Origin of the sequence: Stenotrophomonas sp. GbtcB23 (genome assembly GCF_019091045.1) — a bacterium.
GTDB lineage: Bacteria > Pseudomonadota > Gammaproteobacteria > Xanthomonadales > Xanthomonadaceae > Stenotrophomonas > Stenotrophomonas rhizophila_A.
On record NZ_JAGXKC010000007.1, the window covers coordinates 1 to 20,527 of the forward strand.

19 protein-coding genes are annotated in these 20,527 nt (G+C 67.1%); 6 read left to right on the top strand and 13 right to left on the bottom strand.

Going from position 1 to position 20,527, the window contains the following annotated elements:
- Nucleotides 1-403: 403 nt before the first annotated feature.
- Nucleotides 404-2,212 carry a DUF885 domain-containing protein gene (locus tag KVS69_RS04570; protein WP_095363345.1) on the bottom strand — a complete coding sequence of 603 codons (1,809 nt, stop codon included), beginning with the start codon at nucleotides 2,210-2,212 and terminating at the stop codon, nucleotides 404-406.
- Between the two features lie 103 nt (nucleotides 2,213-2,315).
- On the opposite strand from KVS69_RS04570, the gene KVS69_RS04575 reads away from it, so the two are divergent.
- Both KVS69_RS04575 and KVS69_RS04580 read left to right on the top strand, forming a co-directional pair.
- Nucleotides 2,316-2,672, top strand: a complete 357-nt coding sequence (locus KVS69_RS04575) for a GFA family protein (protein WP_217537279.1) — start codon at nucleotides 2,316-2,318, stop codon at nucleotides 2,670-2,672.
- A gap of 38 nt (nucleotides 2,673-2,710) precedes the next feature.
- Complete coding sequence (locus KVS69_RS04580) at nucleotides 2,711-3,475, top strand: DUF4349 domain-containing protein (RefSeq protein WP_217537371.1); 765 nt, start codon at nucleotides 2,711-2,713, stop codon at nucleotides 3,473-3,475.
- A 43-nt stretch (nucleotides 3,476-3,518) separates the two neighbouring features.
- On the opposite strand, the gene KVS69_RS04585 is transcribed toward KVS69_RS04580, so the two are convergent.
- Nucleotides 3,519-3,812, bottom strand: coding sequence for a hypothetical protein (locus tag KVS69_RS04585; RefSeq protein WP_093533157.1), 294 nt, complete (start codon nucleotides 3,810-3,812; stop codon nucleotides 3,519-3,521).
- Between the two features lie 104 nt (nucleotides 3,813-3,916).
- Entirely contained in the window at nucleotides 3,917-4,876 is a 960-nt protein-coding gene (locus tag KVS69_RS04590) for a LysR substrate-binding domain-containing protein (RefSeq protein ID WP_217537282.1), read from the bottom strand.
- Between the two features lie 160 nt (nucleotides 4,877-5,036).
- On the opposite strand from KVS69_RS04590, the gene KVS69_RS04595 reads away from it, so the two are divergent.
- Complete coding sequence (locus tag KVS69_RS04595; RefSeq protein ID WP_217537285.1) at nucleotides 5,037-5,918, top strand: DMT family transporter; 882 nt, start codon at nucleotides 5,037-5,039, stop codon at nucleotides 5,916-5,918.
- 16 nt (nucleotides 5,919-5,934) lie between these two features.
- Here the strand turns inward: KVS69_RS04595 and KVS69_RS04600 are convergent, their stop codons facing one another.
- Nucleotides 5,935-6,834, bottom strand: a complete 900-nt coding sequence (locus KVS69_RS04600; RefSeq protein WP_217537288.1) for a peptidylprolyl isomerase — start codon at nucleotides 6,832-6,834, stop codon at nucleotides 5,935-5,937.
- A gap of 148 nt (nucleotides 6,835-6,982) precedes the next feature.
- On the opposite strand from KVS69_RS04600, the gene KVS69_RS04605 reads away from it, so the two are divergent.
- Nucleotides 6,983-7,348, top strand: a complete 366-nt coding sequence (locus KVS69_RS04605) for a PadR family transcriptional regulator (RefSeq protein ID WP_068850434.1) — start codon at nucleotides 6,983-6,985, stop codon at nucleotides 7,346-7,348.
- Nucleotides 7,345-8,361: a sensor domain-containing protein gene (locus tag KVS69_RS04610; RefSeq protein WP_217537291.1), complete on the top strand. Its 1,017-nt coding sequence runs from the start codon at nucleotides 7,345-7,347 to the stop codon at nucleotides 8,359-8,361. Before KVS69_RS04605 ends, KVS69_RS04610 begins: the two co-directional genes overlap by 4 nt.
- A gap of 259 nt (nucleotides 8,362-8,620) precedes the next feature.
- Here KVS69_RS04610 and phaZ read toward each other — a convergent pair whose 3' ends face one another.
- Nucleotides 8,621-9,934, bottom strand: a complete 1,314-nt coding sequence (gene phaZ, locus KVS69_RS04615; protein WP_217537294.1) for a polyhydroxyalkanoate depolymerase — start codon at nucleotides 9,932-9,934, stop codon at nucleotides 8,621-8,623.
- 97 nt (nucleotides 9,935-10,031) lie between these two features.
- Nucleotides 10,032-10,628, bottom strand: coding sequence for a class I SAM-dependent methyltransferase (locus KVS69_RS04620; RefSeq protein ID WP_068850442.1), 597 nt, complete (start codon nucleotides 10,626-10,628; stop codon nucleotides 10,032-10,034).
- Between the two features lie 133 nt (nucleotides 10,629-10,761).
- Between KVS69_RS04620 and KVS69_RS04625 the strand changes: the two genes are divergently transcribed.
- Nucleotides 10,762-11,217, top strand: coding sequence for a CopD family protein (locus tag KVS69_RS04625; RefSeq protein ID WP_093533162.1), 456 nt, complete (start codon nucleotides 10,762-10,764; stop codon nucleotides 11,215-11,217).
- A 151-nt stretch (nucleotides 11,218-11,368) separates the two neighbouring features.
- Here KVS69_RS04625 and KVS69_RS04630 read toward each other — a convergent pair whose 3' ends face one another.
- The 7 genes from KVS69_RS04630 to lpxD all read right to left on the bottom strand — a co-directional run bounded on the left by KVS69_RS04630 (nucleotide 11,369) and on the right by lpxD (nucleotide 20,412).
- Nucleotides 11,369-12,328 (bottom strand): acetyl-CoA carboxylase carboxyltransferase subunit alpha, encoded by a 960-nt coding sequence (locus KVS69_RS04630; protein ID WP_068850446.1) that lies wholly within the window; start codon nucleotides 12,326-12,328, stop codon nucleotides 11,369-11,371.
- 79 nt (nucleotides 12,329-12,407) lie between these two features.
- Nucleotides 12,408-15,989: a DNA polymerase III subunit alpha gene (gene dnaE / locus KVS69_RS04635; RefSeq protein WP_068850448.1), complete on the bottom strand. Its 3,582-nt coding sequence runs from the start codon at nucleotides 15,987-15,989 to the stop codon at nucleotides 12,408-12,410.
- Nucleotides 15,990-16,309: 320 nt separating this feature from the next.
- Nucleotides 16,310-16,969, bottom strand: a complete 660-nt coding sequence (locus tag KVS69_RS04640) for a ribonuclease HII (protein ID WP_210131479.1) — start codon at nucleotides 16,967-16,969, stop codon at nucleotides 16,310-16,312.
- Entirely contained in the window at nucleotides 16,966-18,159 is a 1,194-nt protein-coding gene (gene lpxB / locus KVS69_RS04645; protein WP_217537296.1) for a lipid-A-disaccharide synthase, read from the bottom strand. The genes KVS69_RS04640 and lpxB overlap by 4 nt, the downstream gene beginning before the upstream one ends.
- Nucleotides 18,156-18,941 carry an acyl-ACP--UDP-N-acetylglucosamine O-acyltransferase gene (gene lpxA / locus KVS69_RS04650; RefSeq protein WP_093533164.1) on the bottom strand — a complete coding sequence of 262 codons (786 nt, stop codon included), beginning with the start codon at nucleotides 18,939-18,941 and terminating at the stop codon, nucleotides 18,156-18,158. Before lpxA ends, lpxB begins: the two co-directional genes overlap by 4 nt.
- Nucleotides 18,938-19,393 carry a 3-hydroxyacyl-ACP dehydratase FabZ gene (gene fabZ, locus KVS69_RS04655; protein ID WP_068850460.1) on the bottom strand — a complete coding sequence of 152 codons (456 nt, stop codon included), beginning with the start codon at nucleotides 19,391-19,393 and terminating at the stop codon, nucleotides 18,938-18,940. Before fabZ ends, lpxA begins: the two co-directional genes overlap by 4 nt.
- The gene (gene lpxD, locus KVS69_RS04660; protein WP_217537299.1) at nucleotides 19,390-20,412 is read right to left on the bottom strand and encodes a UDP-3-O-(3-hydroxymyristoyl)glucosamine N-acyltransferase; all 1,023 of its coding nucleotides are present in this window, start codon (nucleotides 20,410-20,412) and stop codon (nucleotides 19,390-19,392) included. Before lpxD ends, fabZ begins: the two co-directional genes overlap by 4 nt.
- Nucleotides 20,413-20,527 lie beyond the last annotated feature (115 nt).

A 20,527-nucleotide genomic window follows, 5' to 3' on the forward strand; every position in this document is an offset into this window, starting at 1 on the left:
ATACATAGATGCAGCCGGTTCCCGGGCCTAAAAGCAGCTTGACGATGGGGGCGAGTCCATACATAGGGTCGGTTCCCAAACGACTGCCGGGACGAATGAAACATCCGATGACGCATGAAAATGATCGAAACCCGTAGAGCGACGCCACGCGTCGCTGCTCTCCGTTCCGCCACGCGCAATGCTTGAGGGGAGGCCGGCGGGTAACCCCCGTAGGGACTGTCAAAAACATGGATGTTTTTGCCAAACCTACAAGGACGTACTTGCGGCGTGTCCCGTAGGGGGCTGCCCGCCGGCCTCCCGAGCACGTAACAACCGAAACGCTGCTCTACAAAAACAAACGGCCCGGAATTCACCGGGCCGTTCGACGTCGTGTACCGACCAACGGTCGGCACCTACCGTTGGTTCACTCGATCGGCTGGTCCAGCATCAGCTGGCGTGCGAAGCGCACCGGCGGGGCGCCGTAGGACAGCATCTGGTCGTGGTAGGCCTTCAGGTTGAACTTGTCGCCCTGCTTTTCCTGCATCGCCTTGCGCGTGTCGAAATGCTCCTGCGCGCCGACGAAGTAGGTCGGCAGCTGCGCCGAGGTCAGCTGCGCGCGCACCCACTTGCCCGATGCTTCGCTTTCCTGCTGGAACGCATCGTGGGTCATCAGCTGCATCGCCTGCTCGCGCGTCCAGTTGTCCACGTGCACGCCCTGGTCCAGGATCGCGTTGGAGATCGTGCGCAGGTAGAACTTCAGCTGCACCAGGTGGAACAGCGGATCGTTGTCCAGGTAACCCTGCTCCTGCATCATCCGCTCGGTGTACACCGCCCAGCCTTCGGCGAACAGGCCCGAGCGCAGCACCGCACGCAGCGTCGACGGGAACTTGCCCGAATGCCAGCCTTCCAGGTAGTGGCCCGGCGTGCCTTCGTGGATGCTCAGCAGGTGGATCATGCGGCTGTTGTATTCGCGCAGGAACGAATCGACCTGCTTGTCGGTCCAGTCGTCCGGAATCGGCGACACCGCGTAGAAGGTCTTCAGGTTCTTGTCCAGCGGACCCGGCGAATCGCAGTAGGCCACGGCCACGCCGCGCTGGAATTCGGGCATCAAAATGATGTCCACCGGCGCGTCGGGCAGGGTCATCAGGTCATGCTTGCGCACGAACTCGGTGGACTGCGCCAGCGCTGCCTTGGCATCGTCGACCACCTTGTCGCGCGCCGGCTTGTCGGCGTAGGCCAGCTCCAGCGCCGCTTCGATCGCCGCCTGCTGCTGTTCGTCGCTCGGATTGGCTGGCAGCGCCGGGGCGCCCGGCTTGCCGTTCAGCACCGTCTGCGCGATGCCGTACATGTCCTGGCGCACGCGCTTGAGTTCGGCGCGCGCGCGTTCGCCGATCTCGGCGCGCGACAGCGACGAGTTCAGCGCGAACTTCAGCTTCTGGTCGTACAGCTCGGCACCGATGCGGAAATCGCCCTTGGCGTTCGGCACCAGCGTCTTGTCCAGCCACGTCTGCTGTTCGTCCACCGCCTTCTTCAGGCCGTCGATGGCGGCCTGCAGGCGCTTGCCATCTTCGGCCGGCAGTTCACCGATGTGGGGCGTGATGAAGGTATCGACGATGCTCAGGATGCCCTTGTTCTGCTTGGACACCGTTTCGGCATGGATCTTCGGCACGCGGGCCGGGTCCAGGTTCTCGCGGGCCTGGGCGAAGATCTGCGGCAGCTTCTCCATCCGTGCGGTGGCCGACTTCAGGCGGTCGGGCAGCGGCGCGAACTCACGCGCCATCAGGCCGTACAGCGCGCTGCCAGCGGTGCCGTTGTAGATCTGCGGATCCCATTTGGACGCCTGCAGCACTTCGGCGTTCCAGATTTCGGACTGCAGCTGGTTGCGCAGGATGGCCGCATCCACCTGGTTTTCGCGCGAGAGCTTGCCCACCTCGACCTTGTCCAGTTCGCCGAGCAGGCCCTTGTAGGCGGTCAGCATCTTCTGCTGGCCGGCCGCGCTCAGATCGTCGATCTCGCTGTCGTAACGGTGATCGCCGATCTGGGTGGCGCTGATCGGCGACAGCTGCATCCAGGTGTCCAGGGCACGCTTGGACAGGTCGGCGAAGGCGGCATCCACGGCCGCATCGGCGGCCGGGGCGGTGGCCGCGGTACCGGCCGGGGCGGTGGGGGCGTCGGCCTGCTGGCAGCCACCCAGGGCGGCGATCAGGGCAAGGGCAAGAAGATGCTGGCGCATCGGCGATCCTGTGCTGTGGACAATCGCCCAGCATAGGCGCTGCCGACGGGCGACCGCCCGTGCCATTGGATTACCATGGGCCTTTCCCGCCGGGAGGTGTGCCATGCAGTACGAAGGAAGCTGCCATTGCGGGCAGATTGCGTTCGTGGTCCAGGCCGAGGCCCCCATCACCGAAGTGGTGGACTGCAACTGCTCGCTGTGCCGGCGGCGCGGTGGTCTGCTGTGGTTCGGCCCGCGCACGGCGTTGAGCCTGAACACGGACCCTGCGCAGCTGGCCACCTACCAGTTCAACAAGCACCACCTGCAGCATCATTACTGCCGTGAGTGCGGCATTGCCCCGTTCAGCGAGGGCGTGGACCCGGGCAGCGGCCAGGCGATGGTGGCAGTGAATGTGCGCTGCCTGCCCGGGCTGGAACTGGGTGGGCTGAAGATCAATTTCTACGATGGAGCCAGCGTGTGACGACAGGGACGATGTGGCGCAGCGGCGCCTGGGCAGGGATGCTGCTGATGGCGCTTGCCGGATGCAGTGGCAAGCAGCACGCGGAAATGGCCAATGCCGGCGCGGCCGGTGCGGTGGCCTCGCCGGAAGGTGCGGCCCTGGCGTATGAGCACGAGGTGGACATCCAGCTCGATGCCGCGCAGATCGGGCCGCGGGTGAAGCAGATCAGCGAGGCCTGCCAGTCCAGCAGGTTCGGCGATTGCGCCGTGCTGCAGGTCGGCCAGCAGGGCGGCGAGTATCCGTCCGGCTCGATCCGGGTACGGATCGCGCCCAAGGGCGTGGAGCCGTTGATCGGGCTGGCCGGGCAGGGCGGCGACGTCGCCTCGCGCAACACCCAAGCCGAAGACCTCGCCCAGCAGGTCGCGGACACCGCGCTGACCAAGGCCCGCCTGCAGAAGGAACACGAACGCCTGCTCGCCTACCAGGACGACACGGGGATCAAGGTCGCCGACCTGCTTGTCATCACCCAGCGCCTGTCCGAAATCGAGGCAGGGCTGGAGCAGGCCAACAAGGACGCCGCCAACCAGCGGCGGCGGATCGACACCCAACTGCTCACGCTGCGCTTCCAGACGCCTGCTGGCCAGCGCAGCCGCAGCGAGATCGGCGAGGCGCTGGGCGACTTCGGCGCGACCGTCACCAGCAGCGTGGCCTTCGTGATCCGCGCGGTGGCCGCGCTGCTGCCGGTGACGCTGGTGCTGTGGCTGCTGGGATGGGTTGGGCTGAAACTGTGGCGTCGGCGCCGTCGGGCTTCGTCCATGCCGTAACGCGTATGCACCAACGGTGCATACCTACCGGTGGGTCGCCACGTCAGCCCTCGTCGGTTTCGTACTCGACGAACACGTCCAGTTCCAGCGCCAGCTCCTGCACGGCATCGCGCACCTTCTGCGCGGTGCTTTCATTGCCGACCTCGACTTCCAGCTCATGCGTGCCCGGCCCGATGTCATCGGACAGGCCGGCCGAGCTGGAATCGTCATCGTCCATGTGCGGCATCAGGTCGTCGGTTTCCTCGACGTGCTCGATGCCTTCGATGCTCTGAAGCAGGTCGCTGATGGCGCGCGCATCGTCTTCGGTACCGGTGATCCTGAGTCGCAGCATGGCCATGGGAAGGTCTCGTGGGAGTGGGGATTCCACCGTAGCGATGCGCCGGGCAAAAGCGGGTGAATGTTGCCCGGCCGGCGGTCGGGCGACATTCACCCGCGGGTAGCTCACGGCCGGTGGTCGTGAGGCGTTTGATCGTGAGGGCGGTTCAACAATTCATCCGGCAACGCCGGCACCGGCGTACGTTCATCCTGGGCTTCGCGCTTGAGCCAGTCCATGAACGCCACCGCCGTCGGGCTGAGTGGCCGGTGTTCGGCGTGCACGATGTAATACGCATAGCGCGCCTTCAGCGCCGGCCCGGGCAGGCGCACCAGTTCATAGCGCTGCAGGTACGGCTGAGCGATGTGCTTGCGCGCCAGCACCGCGCCGATGCCATACACCGCCGCGCGCATGGCATCGGTGCTGTCGCTGAAGATGTGCTGCGCGGTCAGGTCCAGGCCGCGCACGCCGGCGGCCCGGAACCAGTCGCGCCAGCCCTGCGGCGACATGTCGCTGACCAGCGGCAGCGTGGCGATCTGCGCGGGCTCACGCAGCGCCGACACCCCCGGCAGGGCCGGTGACGCCACCGGGCACAGCTCGTCGTCCATCAGGTGGTGGGCGGCCAGGCCCGGCCACTGGCCCAGTCCGTAACGGATGCCCAGTTCCGGACCGTTCTCGTCGAAGCGGACCAGTTCGCTGCTGGTCTGCAGCTCGATGCGCATGCGCGGATGCAGGCGAGTGAAACGCGGCAGGCGCGGCACCAGCCAGCAGTACGACAGCGAGCGCAGGGTGGTGATCCGCAGCGGCACCACATCGGCCTGCGGGTGCAGGTTGCCGGCCACGGCGTTGATGTCGCTCAGGGCGGCGGCGGCGGCGTCAGCCAGCTGGCGGCCTTCGGCGGTCAGGCGCACGCCACGGGCATGGCGCTGGAACAGCACCGTGCCCAGCAGTGCTTCCAGCCGCCGCACGTGGTGGCTGACCGCGCTGGCGGTGAGGTGCAGCTCCTCGGCGGCATGGGCGAAATTCTGGTGGCGCGCGGCGACCGCGAACACCCCCAGCGCGGGCAGCAGGGCAGGGCGCAGGATCATGGCGAGACCCAAATCATATTTGTGGCTTGCAGGGATACTACGCGCTTGTCGAGGCCCCGCGGCAGGTAGATGCTGCGTGTCTGATCCCTGGAGCCCGCGCCATGTTGCTGCCCGTCCCCGCTGCCGTCGCTGCCAGTTCCTGCCGTGCCGGGAGCCGCCCGTGAGCGGCGCGCCGGTGAGTGCGGGGGCGATCGAGCGCGACTGGCGCACTCCGCTGGAGCTGACCGTGCTCGGCGCGATCTGGGGCTGCTCGTTCCTGTTCATGCGCGTGGCGGTGCCGTCGTTCGGGCCCTATGCGCTGGTCGAAGTGCGGCTGCTGCTGGGCGCGCTGGTGCTGCTGCCGTTCCTCTGGCAGGCGCGCGCGCAGTTCCCGGCCCGGCGCTGGTTGTGGCTGGTGCCGATCGGCCTGATCAACTCCGCCATTCCGTTCGTGCTGTTCGCCTGGGCCGCGCAGCGCGCACCGGCCGCGATCGGCGCGATCTGCAACGCGATGACCGTGCTGTTTGCCGCGCTGATTGCGTTCCTGTTCTTCGGCGAGAAGATCGGCATGCGCCGCGCGATTGCGCTGCTGGTCGGCTTCGGCGGCGTGGTGGTGCTGGCCACCGCCAAGGTGTCCGGGCTGAGCATCGGCGCGGCGGTGATTGCCGGTTCGCTGGCTGCGCTGCTGTACGGCCTGGGCGTGAACCTGGTCAAGCGCCACATGACCGGCCTGCCGCCAGCGGCGTCGGCCGGCGCCACGCTGGGCAGCGCGGCGCTGCTGATGCTGCCGATGGCGCTGACCCACTGGCCGGACGCGCCGATTCCCGCCGTGTCGTGGGCGTGCGCGGTCGCGCTGGGCGTGGTCTGCACCGGCTTTGCATTCCTGATGTTCTACCGCCTCATCGCGCGGATTGGCCCGGCGCGCGCCTCCACCGTGACCTACCTGGTGCCGATGTTCGGCGCGCTGTTTGCCTGGCTGTTCCTGGGCGAGCCGGTGACCTGGGCGATGGTGGTCGCCGGCGCGTTGATCCTCGGCAGCGTCGCCGCCAGCCAGAAACGTTGACGCGACGCGGCATCCCTTACCGCACGGGCACGGGGATGTTGCACAGGTCGATATGCCCGGCGGCGCGTTTGTAGAAGTCATCCACGCGGTTGCGGCGCGCTTCGACCGTATCGGCGAAGGTCTTTGAATCGGTGCGCAGCACCTGCAGCGTCGGTCGCTGCGCTTCCGGCAGGTCGCTCACCCGCTGGATCGAGCGGATTGCGGTGCGCTGCGCCGGGTCGGCGTAGAAGCCCATCGGTGCCGGTCCGCGCGGCAGTGCGCTGAGCAGCTCCATGCCCTTGAGCACCCGGCCGACCACGGTGATGTTACGGTCCAGCTGGCGCGGCGACTGGCCAGTGACCACATACAGCTCGGCGCCGATGCTGCTGTCTTCGTCGTTGTTGCGGCCGGCACCCAGCGCGCCGTAGCAGTGCGCCAGCCAGGTCTTGCCATCCTGCCGGTCCTGGCCCACCGCGAAGCCGTCGACGAAGCCGGTCTGGTCGGCCCAGCCGTCGCGATCGGGCAGCACGCTGACCTTCAACCCCTTGCTGTCGCGCTGGAACTCCGCCGGCAGCTTGCGCTTGGCCGAGCCCAGCGGCTTGGCCTTGGCCGCGTCATCGGCATCGGCATCGCCGAACTGCACCACGAAGTTGTCCTGCGCCCGGTAGATGCTTTCGCCATCCCAGAAATGCTCACGGGCCAGGGTCTGGATGTTGGCCACGTGCTGCGGCGCGAAGTCCGGGGCCAGCTCGATCAGGACCTCACCGGCATCCAGCTTCATCACCAGCAGGTTGGTCGGATCCGGGGTGCGCCAGTCGCTCGCGGGTGAGGCATCCAGGATCTGCTGGGCGCTGCGGTACGGCGTGGCCGCGGTGGCCAGGCCGGGCAGCAGGCAGGAAAGGGCAAGCGCAAGCAGGGCGGGACGGCGTGGCGACATGGTGGACCCCGGGATGAACGATCCCCGATTCTGCGCGAAGCCCGGCTCCGGCCGCCAGCCCACCCTGTCCCCCGGCAGGGTGACTAACGGCACGTTCGCTATAGCTGACTTCGCACTAGTGTTGACTCCACGCTAGCTGGAGATCGTCATGAGCGACCACGAGGTCCACCTGAAGAAGTTCCAGAAGGAGCTCAGTGCCGGCACCGTGTCGCTGGCCCTGCTGGCGGTGCTGGCCAAGGCCGGGGAGCCGCTGTACGGCTACCTGATCGCCAAGGAACTGGAACGGACCGGCGAGGGCGTGCTGAGCGGCAAGCAGAGCGCGCTGTACCCGGTGCTGCGCAACCTCGAAGGGGCCGGGCTGCTGGAAAGCCAGATCGAACCGTCGGTGGCCGGGCCACCGCGGCGCTACTACCGCATCAATGAACGCGGCCGCGAGGTGCTGGCGTTGTGGAGCCAGGCCTGGCGTGCCACCCGAGATTCCGTTGATTCCGTGCTGGAAGGGGTACTGCAATGAACGAACAGAACAGGGCGGGCGGGGGCCTGCCGACCACCATCGGGGAATACCTGGCACAACTGCGCGCCGCGCTGCACGACGCCGATCCGGCGATGGTGCAGGACGCGCTGTACGACGCCGAGGAATACCTGCGTTCGGAACTGGCCGCCCAGCCGGGCCGCAGCGAGGCGGAGGTGATCGCCGACGTCGCCGGCAGCTACGGTGCGCCGGAGGAAGTGGCCGAGATCTACCGCGAAACCGAAATCACCGTGAACCGCGCGCTGCGCACCCCGAGCGCCAGCGTGCGGCCGATCGCCCGGGTAGTGCCGGCGCAGGTGGCGCCGGGTGGTGCCGCCGCAGCGGCCGCAGCCGGCGGCGATGCACCGCCGACCGACCGTGTTCCGCCGCCGCACCGCTCGGCGCTGGCACGCTTCTTCGGCGTGGCACTGGAACCGCGGACCTACGGCGCGCTGTTCTACATGCTGCTGTCGCTGGCCACCGGCATCTTCTTCTTCACCTGGGTGATCACCGGCTTGTCGATGTCGCTCGGCCTGATCGTGCTGATCATCGGCATTCCAATGACGGTGCTCTTCTTCGGTTCGGTGCGCGGCCTGGCGCTGCTGGAAGGGCGGCTGATCGAAGCGCTGCTGGGCGAGCGTATGCCGCGCCGGCCGCGTTACGCCGACCGCAGCCGCAGCTGGCTGCAGCGTATCGGCGACATGTTCACCGATGGGCGTACCTGGCTGACGATGCTGTACTTCATGCTGATGCTGCCGCTGGGCATCATCTACTTCACCATCGCGGTCACGCTGCTGACGGTGGCGCTGGTCTTCATCTGGGCGCCGGTGGCCTCGATGTTCGCGCTGGGCGCCCCGAGCCTGTACTTCGAAAGCGAACTTGTCGTGCTGCCGCTGTGGGCCACCCCGGCGCTGGCGGTACTGGGCGTGGTGATCCTGTTCTGCACCATGCACCTGGCCCGCTTCATCGGCCACCTGCACGGACAGATGGCGAAACACCTGCTTGTACGCCTCTAAGTCTACCGACGGCCGGCCAACGGCCGGCGCTACCGCCAGGCATCCGGAGCCCTTGGTTGATTGACCATGATCCGGATGGGCCCGTAGCAATTCGTAGGTCCGGCCGTTGGCCGGACACCGCGCGCAGCGCGGCGCAAGCATCCGAAGTCGTCGAGATCAGGCCACGGTGATCCGACCGGCGTTCAGCCCCAATCGAAACCGCCCGTCAGACGTTCATGATCCGGATCGAAGCGCCGACAACCGTCGGCGCAACCGCTCGTCACCCCGCCTTCTTGCGGATCGGGGTGACGTTGCTGGCGGTCTTGGCCGCCTTCTTCGGCTTCGCCGCAGCCTGCGCATTGGCGGCGAAGAAATCGCGCACCTTGGGGTACACGGTTTCGCGCCAGCGGCGGCCGCTGAAGATGCCGTAGTGGCCGGCGCCCTCGACCACGAAGTGCTCACGGCGCGCGGCCGGGATACCGGTGCACAGTTCCTGCGCCGCTTCGGTCTGGCCCAGGCCGGCGATGTCGTCCAGCTCGCCTTCGATGCTCAGCAGCGCGGTGCCGGTGATCGCACCGGGATCCACAAGCTCACCCTGCACATACCACTCGCCGCGCGGCAGCAGGAATTCCTGGAACACCACGCGGATGGTATCCAGGTAGTAGCGCGCCGGCATGTCCAGCACTGCGTTGTATTCGTCGTAGAAGCGGCGGTGCGCATCGGCATCTTCCATGTCGCCCTTGACCAGGTCGGCATAGAAATCCCAATGCGAACTGAAGTGCCGGCTCGGGTTCATCGACAGGAACCCGGCGTGCTGCAGGAAGCCCGGATACACGCGGCGACCGGCGCCCGGATAACCCGGCGGCACGGTGTGGATCACGTTGTTCTCGAACCACGACAGCGGGTTCTGGGTGGCCAGGTTGTTCACCGCGGTCGGGCTGCAGCGCGCATCGATCGGGCCGCCCATCATCACCAGCGAACGCGGCGTGGTTTCGCCACGGCTGGCCATCAGCGAAACGGCGGCCAGCACCGGTACGGTCGGCTGGCACACGCTGACCACGTGCAGTTTCTCGGCACCGAGGTGGCGGATGAATTCCTGCACGTAGGCGATGTAATCGTCCAGGCTGAACTCGCCTTCGCTGCCGGGCACCATGCGCGCGTCGACCCAGTCGGTGACGTACACGCGGTGGTCGCGCAGCAGGGTGCGCACGGTGTCGCGCAGCAGCGTGGCGTGGTGGCCCGACAGCGGCGCCACCACCAGCACGAACGGCTGGTTGAGCATGGTGTTGAGCTGGTCGGCTTCGTTGCTGTGGCGCTTGAAGCGCAGCAGCTTGCAGAACGGCTTGACGACTTCTTCGTGCACCACGATCGGCACGCGCTCGCCGTCGACCTCGATTTCGTTGATGCCCCACTCGGGCTTCTCGTAATCCTTGCCGATGCGATGGAACAGCTCGTTCACCGCGGACAGGCGGTCGGCACCGGGCATCTGCGACCACCAGTGGCCCTGGTTGGCGAAGAACTTGGCGTTGGCCTGGGCCTGGTGCACCCACGGGGCGAGCAGGTTGCGGGTCAATTCATGCAGCTGATAGAGCATGACGTCCGAATATGTATGGTCTTATGTTGCCGCGCAGCATACCTCACCCGGGTCGGGAACGCCTTAATAGGCGGATCCGTCGCAACCGGCCGTGAGATCAACGGCCACTGCGTTCCAGGGCGGCGGCGTGGCCCGCCAGTGCGGGCGACAGCCAGCAGTGCGAGCCGAGCGCGGTGAAGCCTTCGGCCGTCAGCTGGCGGCGGTACCAGGCCGCCGGGCGGGCCTGGAATCCTTCATGGTCACCTTCGAACTCGTCCTCGGCGGTGAACGCCTCCAGGAACGCCACGCCACCGGTGAGCTCGGCGAAACCGGCCAGGGCGGGGCGCAGCTCGCGGGTGGGCACGTAGTGCATCACGTCCGAACAGACCAGCAGGTCCACCGGCGCGCACGGGCGCAGCCAGGCGAAATCGCCAACCCGGGCCGGGTGCAGGTTGCGGCTGCGGCCGTAGCGCTGCACCGCATAGTCGCTGCTGTCGAAGCCCATGTACTGCACGCGCGGGCGCAGCTTGAGCAGCGGCGCGCGCCAGGCGCCTTCACCGGCGCCGATGTCCAGCACGCTGCGGATCGGGCGCTCCAGGTAGTACTCGGCACTGGCGACGGCCAGTGCGACCTTGCGCGCCAGGCGCGCCGCGCCGCCGGTCTGGTCGGGCTGGTACCAGCGCTGGAAGTAGGCCTGGTCGTAGGTCTTCTGCATGCGGGGACAGGGATCGAGGACGGGGTGGGTGCACATGGTAGCCGAGCCCGCTGCGTCAATCTGCCGCGCATGCGCAGCCCGCGTGAATCGGCCAGAATGAACGACATCCCAAGCCAGCCGCCGGAGCAAGCGCATGCAGTCCTACTACTGGGTCAAGACCTTCCACCTGCTGTTCGTGGTGGCGTGGATGGCGGCGGTGTTCTACCTGCCGCGGATCCTGGTGAACCTGAGTGAGACCGCCGGGCAGCTGCCCGTCGTGGAGCGCCTGCAGCTGATGGGCCTGCGCCTGTACAAGTTCGGCCACATGATGTTCGGCTTCGCGCTGATCCTGGGGCTGGTGCTGTGGTTGGGCTACCGGGTGATTCCGGACTTCCCCACCATGGTCGCGCCCGGTGCGGCGGGTTGGCTGCACGCCAAACTGGGGCTGGTGGTGCTGCTGCTGGTGTACTACTCGTGGACCGGGCGGCTGCTGAAGGGCGCGGTGAAGGGCAAGGTGCTGCCGTCGTCGCGCGCGCTGCGCTGGTTCAATGAATTGCCGCTGGTGCTGTTCATCGGCGTGGTCTGGCTGGTGTTGGCCAAGCCGTTCTGAGCGGTTTGGGGTCGCGTTGACACGCATGGCGTGTCACTACGCGATCGCACGCCGGCGTAGGGACACGCCATGCGTGTCCAGCGCAATGCCGAAACGCACAAAAAAACCGGGCGCATGGCCCGGTTTTTCTTGCCGCAACCGCAGCGGCCGATCAGGCCGTTTCGTAGGCGCCGTAGCTGCGCAGGCGCTCGTAACGCTTCTGCAGCAGGTCTTCGGTGGACAGCTTCTCCAGCGCGTCCAGCTCGTTGAGCAGCACGGCCTTCAGGCGCTTGGCCATCTGGTTCGGGTTGCGGTGCGCGCCGCCGGTCGGCTCGCGCACGACCTTGTCGACCAGGCCCAGGCTCTTCAGGCGCGGCGCGGTCAGGCCCAGCTGTTCGGCGGCATCCTTGGCCTTGCCCGCATCCTTCCACAGGATCGAGGCGCAGCCTTCCGGGCTGATGGTGGAATACACGCTGTATTCCAGCATCACGGTGCGGTCGCCCACGCCCAGCGCCAGCGCGCCGCCGGAGCCGCCTTCGCCGATCACGGTGCAGATCACCGGCACCTTCAGTTCGGCCATTTCCATCAGGTTGCGCGCGATCGCTTCGGACTGGCCACGCGATTCGGCATCGATGCCCGGCCAGGCACCGGCGGTGTCGATCAGGGTCAGCACCGGCAGGCCGAAGCGCTCGGCCATCTTCATCAGGCGCAGCGCCTTGCGGTAGCCCTCCGGCTTGGGCATGCCGAAGTTGCGCTTGATCTTTTCCTTGGTGTCGCGGCCCTTCTGGTGGCCGATCAGCATCACCGAACGGCCGCCGATTCGGGCCAGGCCACCCATGATGGCCTTGTCGTCGGCGAAGGCGCGGTCGCCGGCCAGTTCCTGGAACTCATCGCAGAAGATGCGGATGTAGTCGGCGGTGTAAGGGCGCGAAGGATGGCGGGCCAGCTGCAGCACCTGCCACGAGGTCAGGTTGCGGAAGATCTGCGCGGTACGCAGCCGCAGCTTGTCCTGCAGGGTGCGCACTTCGGCCTCGACATTGACCGCCGGGCCGGCGCTTGCGCTGCGCAGCTCCTGGATCTTTGCCTCCAGATCAGCGATGGGTTGCTCGAAGTCGAGGTAGTTCGGATTCATCGGAAGCCGTCGTGAAGAAAAGAGGGAAAGTGTAGCCGAATGCGTCTAAATGCCCCGTACGCCGTCGTCTGGTCAGGGGCTAGTTGGCCCATGGCGGGCTGTACCGGACTTTCAGCGTCCGGACCGCCGGGTCGGCCCGCAGGGCGTCCACCAGCTGGCTGTCCACGCGCACGGCAGTGTCGCCGGCTACGTCCAGCATGCCGGCTACCGGGCCCTGCTCGGTGCCCAGCAGCAGGTCCAGGCGCAGGGGGGTGCGGCCGGGACGGTGGCGGTCGAGCAGGCCGTTCACCCGCGCCCAGACCGGGTCGCCCTGGCGCAGGTCCAGGCGCAGCGACAGGCGGGTGGCGTAATTGGCGCAGATTTCCTCGAAGTCCCAGCACTGGCGGATGCGCAGGGCATAGCCGCCATTGAACTCGTCCTCGCGCAGGCCGCCCTTGACCACCAGGATGCGGTCCTTGGTCATCAGGTGGCCGAACTCGGCCAGGCCATCGGTGAACGCGCTGCATTCGACCCGGCCCTTCCCGTCTTCAAGCTGCATGAACACCTGGCTTTCGCCCTTGCGGCGCACGCCGACCACCAGGCCGGCCAGGATCACCGGGGTTTCCTGGCGCCAGGCGCGCTTTTCGCCATCCTTGCTGGGCCGGGCAGGGGGAATCAGTTTTTCCAGCATGCCCAGGTCGGTGCCGACCAGTTCCTTGACGTCGTCGGCATGCGGGTCGAACGGATGGCCACTGAGGTAGAACCCCAGCGTTTCGCGTTCGCCGTCCAGCAGTTGGCCCAGCCCCCATTCCTTGGCTTCAGGCAGGTCCAGCTGCAGCGCGGTGCTGACCGGGTCGGGCGCGCCGAACAGCGAGTTCTGGCCGGAGGCCTTCTCGCGCGACATCTGGTCGGTGGCCTTGAGCACTTCAGGCAGCTGCAGCATCAGCGAAGCGCGGTTCTTGCCGAGGCCATCGAGTGCGCCGCAGTTGATCATCGCTTCAAGCGTGCGCCGGTTGAGCTTGCCCGATTCGATGCGCATGCAGAAATCCAGCAGCGAGGCGTAGCGGCCCTTGGCCAGGCGCTCGTCAACCACTGCTTCGCAGGCCCCCTGGCCCACGCCCTTGATGGCGCCCAGGCCATACTGGATGGTGTCGGCGCTGGAGGCTTCGAACATGTACGCCGACTCGTTCACGCGCGGCGGCAGCACGGTCAGGCCGAGGTTGCGCACTTCGGCCAGGAAGCCCACCACCTTGTCGGTGTTGTCCATGTCCGAGGACAGCGTGGCCGCCATGAACTCGGCCGGGTAATGGCGTTTGAGCCAGGCGGTCTGGTAGCTGACCAGCGCGTAGGCGGCAGCGTGCGATTTGTTGAAACCGTAGCCGGCGAACTTCTCCATCAGGTCGAAGATTTCGTCGGCCTTGGGGCCGTCCACGCCGCCCTTGGCCGCACCTTCGCGGAAGATCTCGCGGTGCTTGGCCATTTCGGCCGGCACCTTCTTGCCCATCGCGCGGCGCAGCAGGTCGGCGCCGCCGAGCGAGTAACCGCCGACGATCTGCGCCATCTGCATCACCTGCTCCTGGTACACCATGATGCCGTAGGTGTCTTTCAGGATCGCTTCGGTACGCGGATCGGGGTAGATGATCTCTTCCTGGCCGTGCTTACGCGCGTTGAAGGAGGGAATCAGGTCCATCGGGCCGGGGCGATACAGCGACACCAGCGCGATGAGGTCTTCGAAGCGGTCGGGGCGCGCGTCCTTCAGCAGGCGGCGCATGCCCGAGGATTCGAACTGGAAGACCGCGCCGGTGTTGCCGTTGGCGAAGATGTCCTTGTAGGTGGGCGCATCGTCCAGCGGCAGCGCGGTGATGTCGATCGGCGGAATGCCGGCGCGGGCATGGCGCTTGTTGATCGCCTTGACCGCCCAGTCGATGATCGTCAGCGTGCGCAGGCCGAGGAAGTCGAACTTCACCAGGCCGATTTCTTCGACGTCGTTCTTGTCGAACTGGGTGACCGGGTTGCGGCCACGGCCGCCTTCATCGTGTTCGGCGAACAGCGGGCAGAATTCGGCCAGCGGTTCCGGCGCGATCACCACGCCGCCGGCATGCTTGCCGGCGTTGCGGGTAAGGTCTTCGAGCTGGCGCGCCAGGTCGATCAGGTCGCGCACGTCGTCTTCGTTCTGGTAGCGCTGGATCAGCTCCGGCGATGCCATTTCCGAATCCTTGCCTTCGCCCATCGCATCCTTGAGCGAAATGCCCAGGATGTTGGGAATCAGCTTGGACACCCCGTCGACCAGGCCATACGGGAAACCGAGCACGCGCCCGGAATCGCGCACCACGGCCTTGGCGGCCATGGTGCCGTAGGTGATGATCTGGCTGACGCGTTCGCGGCCGTACTTGCGCGCGACGTAGTCGATGACTTCGTCGCGGCGGTCCATGCAGAAGTCGATGTCGAAGTCGGGCATCGACACGCGTTCGGGGTTGAGGAACCGCTCGAACAGCAGGTTGTACGGAATCGGATCCAGATCGGTGATCTGCAGTGCCCAGGCCACCAGCGAACCGGCACCGGAACCACGGCCGGGGCCGATCGGAATACCCTGGTTCTTACCCCACTGGATGAAGTCGGCCACGATCAGGAAGTAGCCGGGGAACCCCATCTTGATGATGGTGGCCAGCTCGAATTCCAGCCGCTCGAAATAGTCCTCGCGGGTTTTGCCTTCGGCCAGCGGATTCTTTTCCAGGCGGGCTTCCAGGCCCTTGCGCGATTCGCTGCAGATCCAGCTGTCCAGCGTTTCGTTTTCCGGCACCGGGTAGTTGGGCAGGAAGTAGGTGCCCAGCCGCATTTCGATGTTGCAGCGTTCGGCCAGCGCCAGCGTGTTGTCGATCGCATCGGGGATGTCGGCGAACAGCGCGCACATCTCTTCGGGCGATTTCAGGTACTGCTGGTCGCTGTAATCGCGCGGGCGCTTGGGATCGTCCAGCACGCGGCCGGAGGAAATGCACACGCGGGCTTCGTGCGCGCTGAAATCGTCCGGGCGCAGGAAGCGCACGTCGTTGCTGGCCACCACGGGCAGGCCACGCTGGCCGGCGGCCACCAGGGCAAACTGGTTGAACGCTTCTTCGCCTTCGCGACCGGTACGGGTCAGCTCCAGATGCAGGCCGTCGCCGAACACGCGCTGCCAGTCGGCGAGCTGCTGCTCGGCCAGGTCATGCCGGCCTTCGCCGGCCAGACGCCCGGCCAGGCTGTCGCGGCCAGCCAGGGCAAACAGGTTGTGGCAACCGCCCTTGAGCCAGTCGGGGTGCACCGCCACGCCGCCTTCAGGGCGGTGGCCTTCCATCCAGGCACGCGTGAGCAGGCGCGACAGGCTGAGATAGCCTTCGCGGTCGCGGCAGAGCAGGGTCATGCGCCAGGGGGTCATGCCCTCTTCGGCGATCATGATGTCGGCACCGGCGATCGGCTTGATGCCGACCGTTTCAGCGGCCTTGTAGAACTTCACCAGCGCGAACAGGTTGTTCAGGTCGGTCACTGCCAACGCGGGCAGGTTCAGTTCGACGGCGCGGCTGAGCAGGTTGGCCTGCTTGGCCTTTTTCGGGTCAGCCTGATCCGGTTTCGCCGGGACACGGATGGTCGAATCCGCCAGCGAAAACTCGGTGTGGACGTGCAGATGTACGAAACGGGAAGTGGACATGCCGGGCCAATGTAATGCCCGGTCAGGGTAGCCGCGCGGGGCAGCCCGAACAAGGCTTGACAGGGCGTTAGGTTAAGGCCGCCCCAACGGAAGGTCGGCTCGCACGGAAGAGCAGGAGCAAAGGCCGGGCTTTTGATCTCCGTTGGGCACCAGCCAACTGTCAAAGGGCGGCGGCGGTGGGTTTGCGGGGGTGTGAGCCGCATGGATGCGGCGACCAAGCCCCCATGGATGGGTTCACGGCGTCCCCCGCAAACCCACCGACGCCGCCCAAGCCAGACGAACTCCGACGTGCCGCTTTGGCTTTGGCTTTGGCTGTTGCGTCAGACAGCAGCAGCCAACGCGCTGTCCAGGCAATCACGCACGGGCGCGAAGCTGCGGCGATGGTGGGGGCAGGGGCCGTGGGTGCGCAGGGCGGCCAGGTGGGCCGGGGTGCCGTAGCCCTTGTGCTGGTCGAAACCGTATTCGGGGTGCTGCTCGTGCAGCTGGAGCATGTAGCGGTCGCGGCTGACCTTGGCCAGGATCGAGGCCGCCATGATCGCGCGGTCGAGCGCGTCGCCTCCGACCAGCGCCTGCGCGGGGCAGGGCAAGCCCTTGGGCACCACGTTGCCGTCGATGCGCGCGAACTGCGCCACGTGCGCGACCGCCTCGACCGCCCGGCGCATGCCCAGCATCGTCGCCTGGTAGATGTTGAGCGTGTCGATCTCCGTCACGTCCACCATCACCACGTGGAAGGCCAGCGCACGCTGCTGGATCCTGTCGAACAGCTGGTCGCGGCGGATCGCCGTGAGCTGCTTGGAATCGTCCAGCCCGTTCAGACGCGGGCGGTCCGGGCAGAACACCACCGCCGCTACCGCCACCGGGCCGGCCAGCGGCCCGCGACCGGCTTCGTCCACCCCCGCCACATAGCGCGGCGCGACCGTCGCCAGCGCCGCCCCATCGAACAGCGCCAGCGAGGCCGCCGCAGCGTGGCGGCGGCTCATGCCGGCGCGTTCCCGCGTGGCTTGCGTGCCAGCAGTTCCGCCACCGCGTCGGCCGCGCGCGCCGACGCGTCCTGGCGCAACTGCAGGTGCAGCTTTTCGTACGTGTCCTGGATCTCGATGGCGCGTTGCGGCTGATCGAACCACTGCATGATCGCCTCGGCCAGCTTGTCCGGCACGCAGTCGTGCTGGATCAGCTCCGGCGCCAGGTCCTTGCCGGCCAGGATGTTCGGCAGCGCGAAGCGGTCCACCTTGATCAGGCCGAGCGCCTTCACGATCCGGTAGGTCAGCTCCGCCACGCGGTAACCCACCACCATCGGCCGCTTCACCAGCATCGTTTCCAGCGTGGCCGTGCCCGAGGCGAGTACCACTACGTCGGCCGCGATCATCGCCGTGCGCGCCTGGCCGTCCAGCAGGTGCGAGTAGGCCACCGGCAGCGCCGAGCGCGACAGCTGCTCCTGGATCAGTGCACGGCAGGCCGAGTTGGCTGCCGGCACCACCACGTGCAGGCCAGGAATGCGTTCGGACACCTGCCAGGCCGCTTCGAAGAACGCACCGCCCAGCTTGCTGATCTCGCCCAGCCGGCTGCCCGGCAGCACAGCCAGAACCTTGGCGTTGACCGGCAGGCCCAGGGCCACGCGGGCCGCTTCGCGGTCGCTGTGCAGCGGAATGTCATCGGCCATCGGGTGGCCGACGAAGCGCGCGTCGATGCCATGGCGGGCGTAGATGGGCGGTTCCATCGGGAACAGGCACAGCACCAGGTCGGCGCTGGCACCGATCTTCTCCGCACGCTTTTCGCGCCACGCCCAGACCGACGGGCTGACGTAGTGCACCGTGGTGATGCCGCGCTCTTTCAGCCAGCGCTCCACGCCCAGGTTGAAGTCCGGGGCGTCGATGCCGATGAACACGTCCGGCTGCCACTCCAGCACCCGCGCACGGAACTCACTGCGCAGCTTCAGCAGGCGCGGCAGGTGGCGCAGGATTTCGGTCAGGCCCATCACCGCCAGCTCACTGGCATCGAACCAGGTCAGGCAGCCGGCGCTGCGCATCGCATCGCCGCCAATCCCAGCGAACTCGGCGTCCGGGAACCGCTGCTGCAGTTCGCGCACCAGGCCGGCGCCGAGGAGGTCGCCGGAGGCTTCACCGGCAACCAGCGCAACCCGCAGCGGTCGCGAAGAGCCCGGCGCCGTCATCGCAGCAGGGGCCTCTCGGCGTGCTCGATGAAGTCCAGCATGTCCTTGACGTCGGCGCTGTGCGTGGCCTGTTCGGCCAGCTGCACCTTGGCTTCGGCCAGCGGCAGGCCGGCCACGTACAACGTGCGGTAGGCGCGCTTGATGCTGGCGATGCGCTCGGCATCGAAGCCGCGGCGCTTGAGGCCCTCGCTGTTGATGCCGCGCGGGCGGCCCAGCGAATCGCTGCCGACCATGGTGAACGGTGGCACGTCGCCATTGGTCAGTGCACCCATGCCCAGGAAGGCGTGCGCACCGATCCTGCAGAACTGGTGGGCCCCGGCGAAACCGCTGATGATCACGTAGTCGCCCACGGTCACGTGGCCGGCCAGGGTGGTGTTGTTGGAGAACACGCACTGGTTGCCGACGTGGCAGTCGTGCGCCACGTGCGTGTAGGCCAGCATCCAGTTGCCGTTGCCGATGGTGGTGACGCCACCGCCGCCGCCGGTACCGCGGTTGAGGGTGACGAACTCGCGGAACACGTTGTCATCGCCGATCACCAGTTCGGTGCGCTCGCCGGCGTACTTCTTGTCCTGCGGTTCGCCGCCCACGGCAACGTGGCCGATGAAACGGTTGTTGCGGCCGATCCGGGTCGGGCCGTGGATCGAGCAGTGCGGGCCGACTTCGGTGCCTTCGCCGATCTCGACATCGGCACCGATCAGGCAGAACGCACCGATACGTACATCCGCCGCCAGTTTCGCCGACGGGTCGATGACCGCGGTGGGGTGGATGAGCGGCCCGTTCATTCGCGGGTGCCGGCGCAGAGTACTTCGGCGCAGGCGACGATCTCGCCGTCGACCTTGGCCACGCAGTCGTACACCGCCATGTTGCGGATCACGCGCTTGATCTCGACATGCATTTCCAGCACGTCGCCGGGCACCACCTGCTTGCTGAAGCGGGCCTTGTCCACCTTGACCATGTAGAACAGCTTGGACTGCGCATCGCGGCCCAGGGTGAGCTGGGTCAGCACGCCGCCGGCCTGGGCCATGGCTTCGATGATCAGCACGCCGGGCATGATCGGCTGGCTGGGGAAGTGGCCCTGGAAGAACGGTTCGTTGATGCTGACGTTCTTGGTGGCAACGATGGTGCGCTTCTCGTAATCGATCGCGACGACCTTGTCGACCAGCAGGAAGGGATAACGGTGCGGGATCAACGCCTGGATCTGGGTGATGTCCGGCAGCTTCTGTTCGTGGCTCATTCCTTCTCCTTGCTCACAGACAGGATGCGACGGGCCAGGGCATCGAGCTGCTTGAAGCGCGCGGCGTTCTTGCGCCACGTGCGGTTGTCGGTCAACGGGGTCCCGGACGAGTATTCGCCCGGTTCGGTAATGGAGTTGCGCACCACGGACTTGCCGGTGATCACCACCTTGTCGCAGATCTCGAGGTGGCCGACGACGCCGACGGCGCCGCCGAGCAGGCAGTAACGGCCGATCTTGGCGCTGCCGGCAATGCCGGTGCAGCCGGCGATGGCCGAGTGGGCGCCGATCCGGACGTTGTGGGCGATCTGGACGAGGTTGTCCAGGCGCACGTCGTTGTCGAGCACGGTATCTTCGAGGGCGCCGCGGTCGACGCAGGTATTGGCGCCGATCTCGCAGTCGTCGCCGATGCGCACGCCCCCCAGCTGGGGCACTTTGATCCAGCTGCCGGCGTCCATCGCCAGGCCGAAGCCATCGGCGCCGAGCACGGCACCGGGATGGATGCGCACGCGTTTGCCGATGCGGACGCGGGTGACCAGGGTGACGCGGGCGATCAGTTCGCAGCCGCTGTCTAGGCTGCAGTCTTCGCCGATGATGCTGCCGGCGCCGATGATGCAGTTCTCGCCGATCACGCTGCGCGCGCCGATGGTGACGAACGGGCCGATGTGGGCGCTGGCGGCGACCTGGGCCTCGGGATCGATGACGGCGCTGGGGTGGATGCCCGGCGGCCGGGTCGGGGCGATGTCGAACAGCGCGCCGATCTTGGCGAAGGTGGTGTAGGGATCCTTGGCGATCAGCGCGGTACCGGGCGCGGCTTCGGCGTCGTCGGCGCGCAGCACCACGATCCCGGCCTGGCTGTCGGCCAGCTGGGCGCGGTAGCGCGGGTTGGCCAGGAAGGTCAGCTGGCCAGGGCCGGCATGGGCGAGCGTGGCCACGCCATGGATGGCGGTGCTGCCATCACCATGGACCTGCAGGCCAAACTGCTCGGCGAGTTGCTGGGCGGTATAGGTAGGAGTGTTCACGCCGGGAGTTTACCGTGTGGCGTGACTTCGGTCATGTTCGGGGGTGTTCATGGGGCTGCGCCTGATGGCGGTTGGATTCAGGCGAACAGCCCGAGGGTTGCCGGGTTCGCGCGCA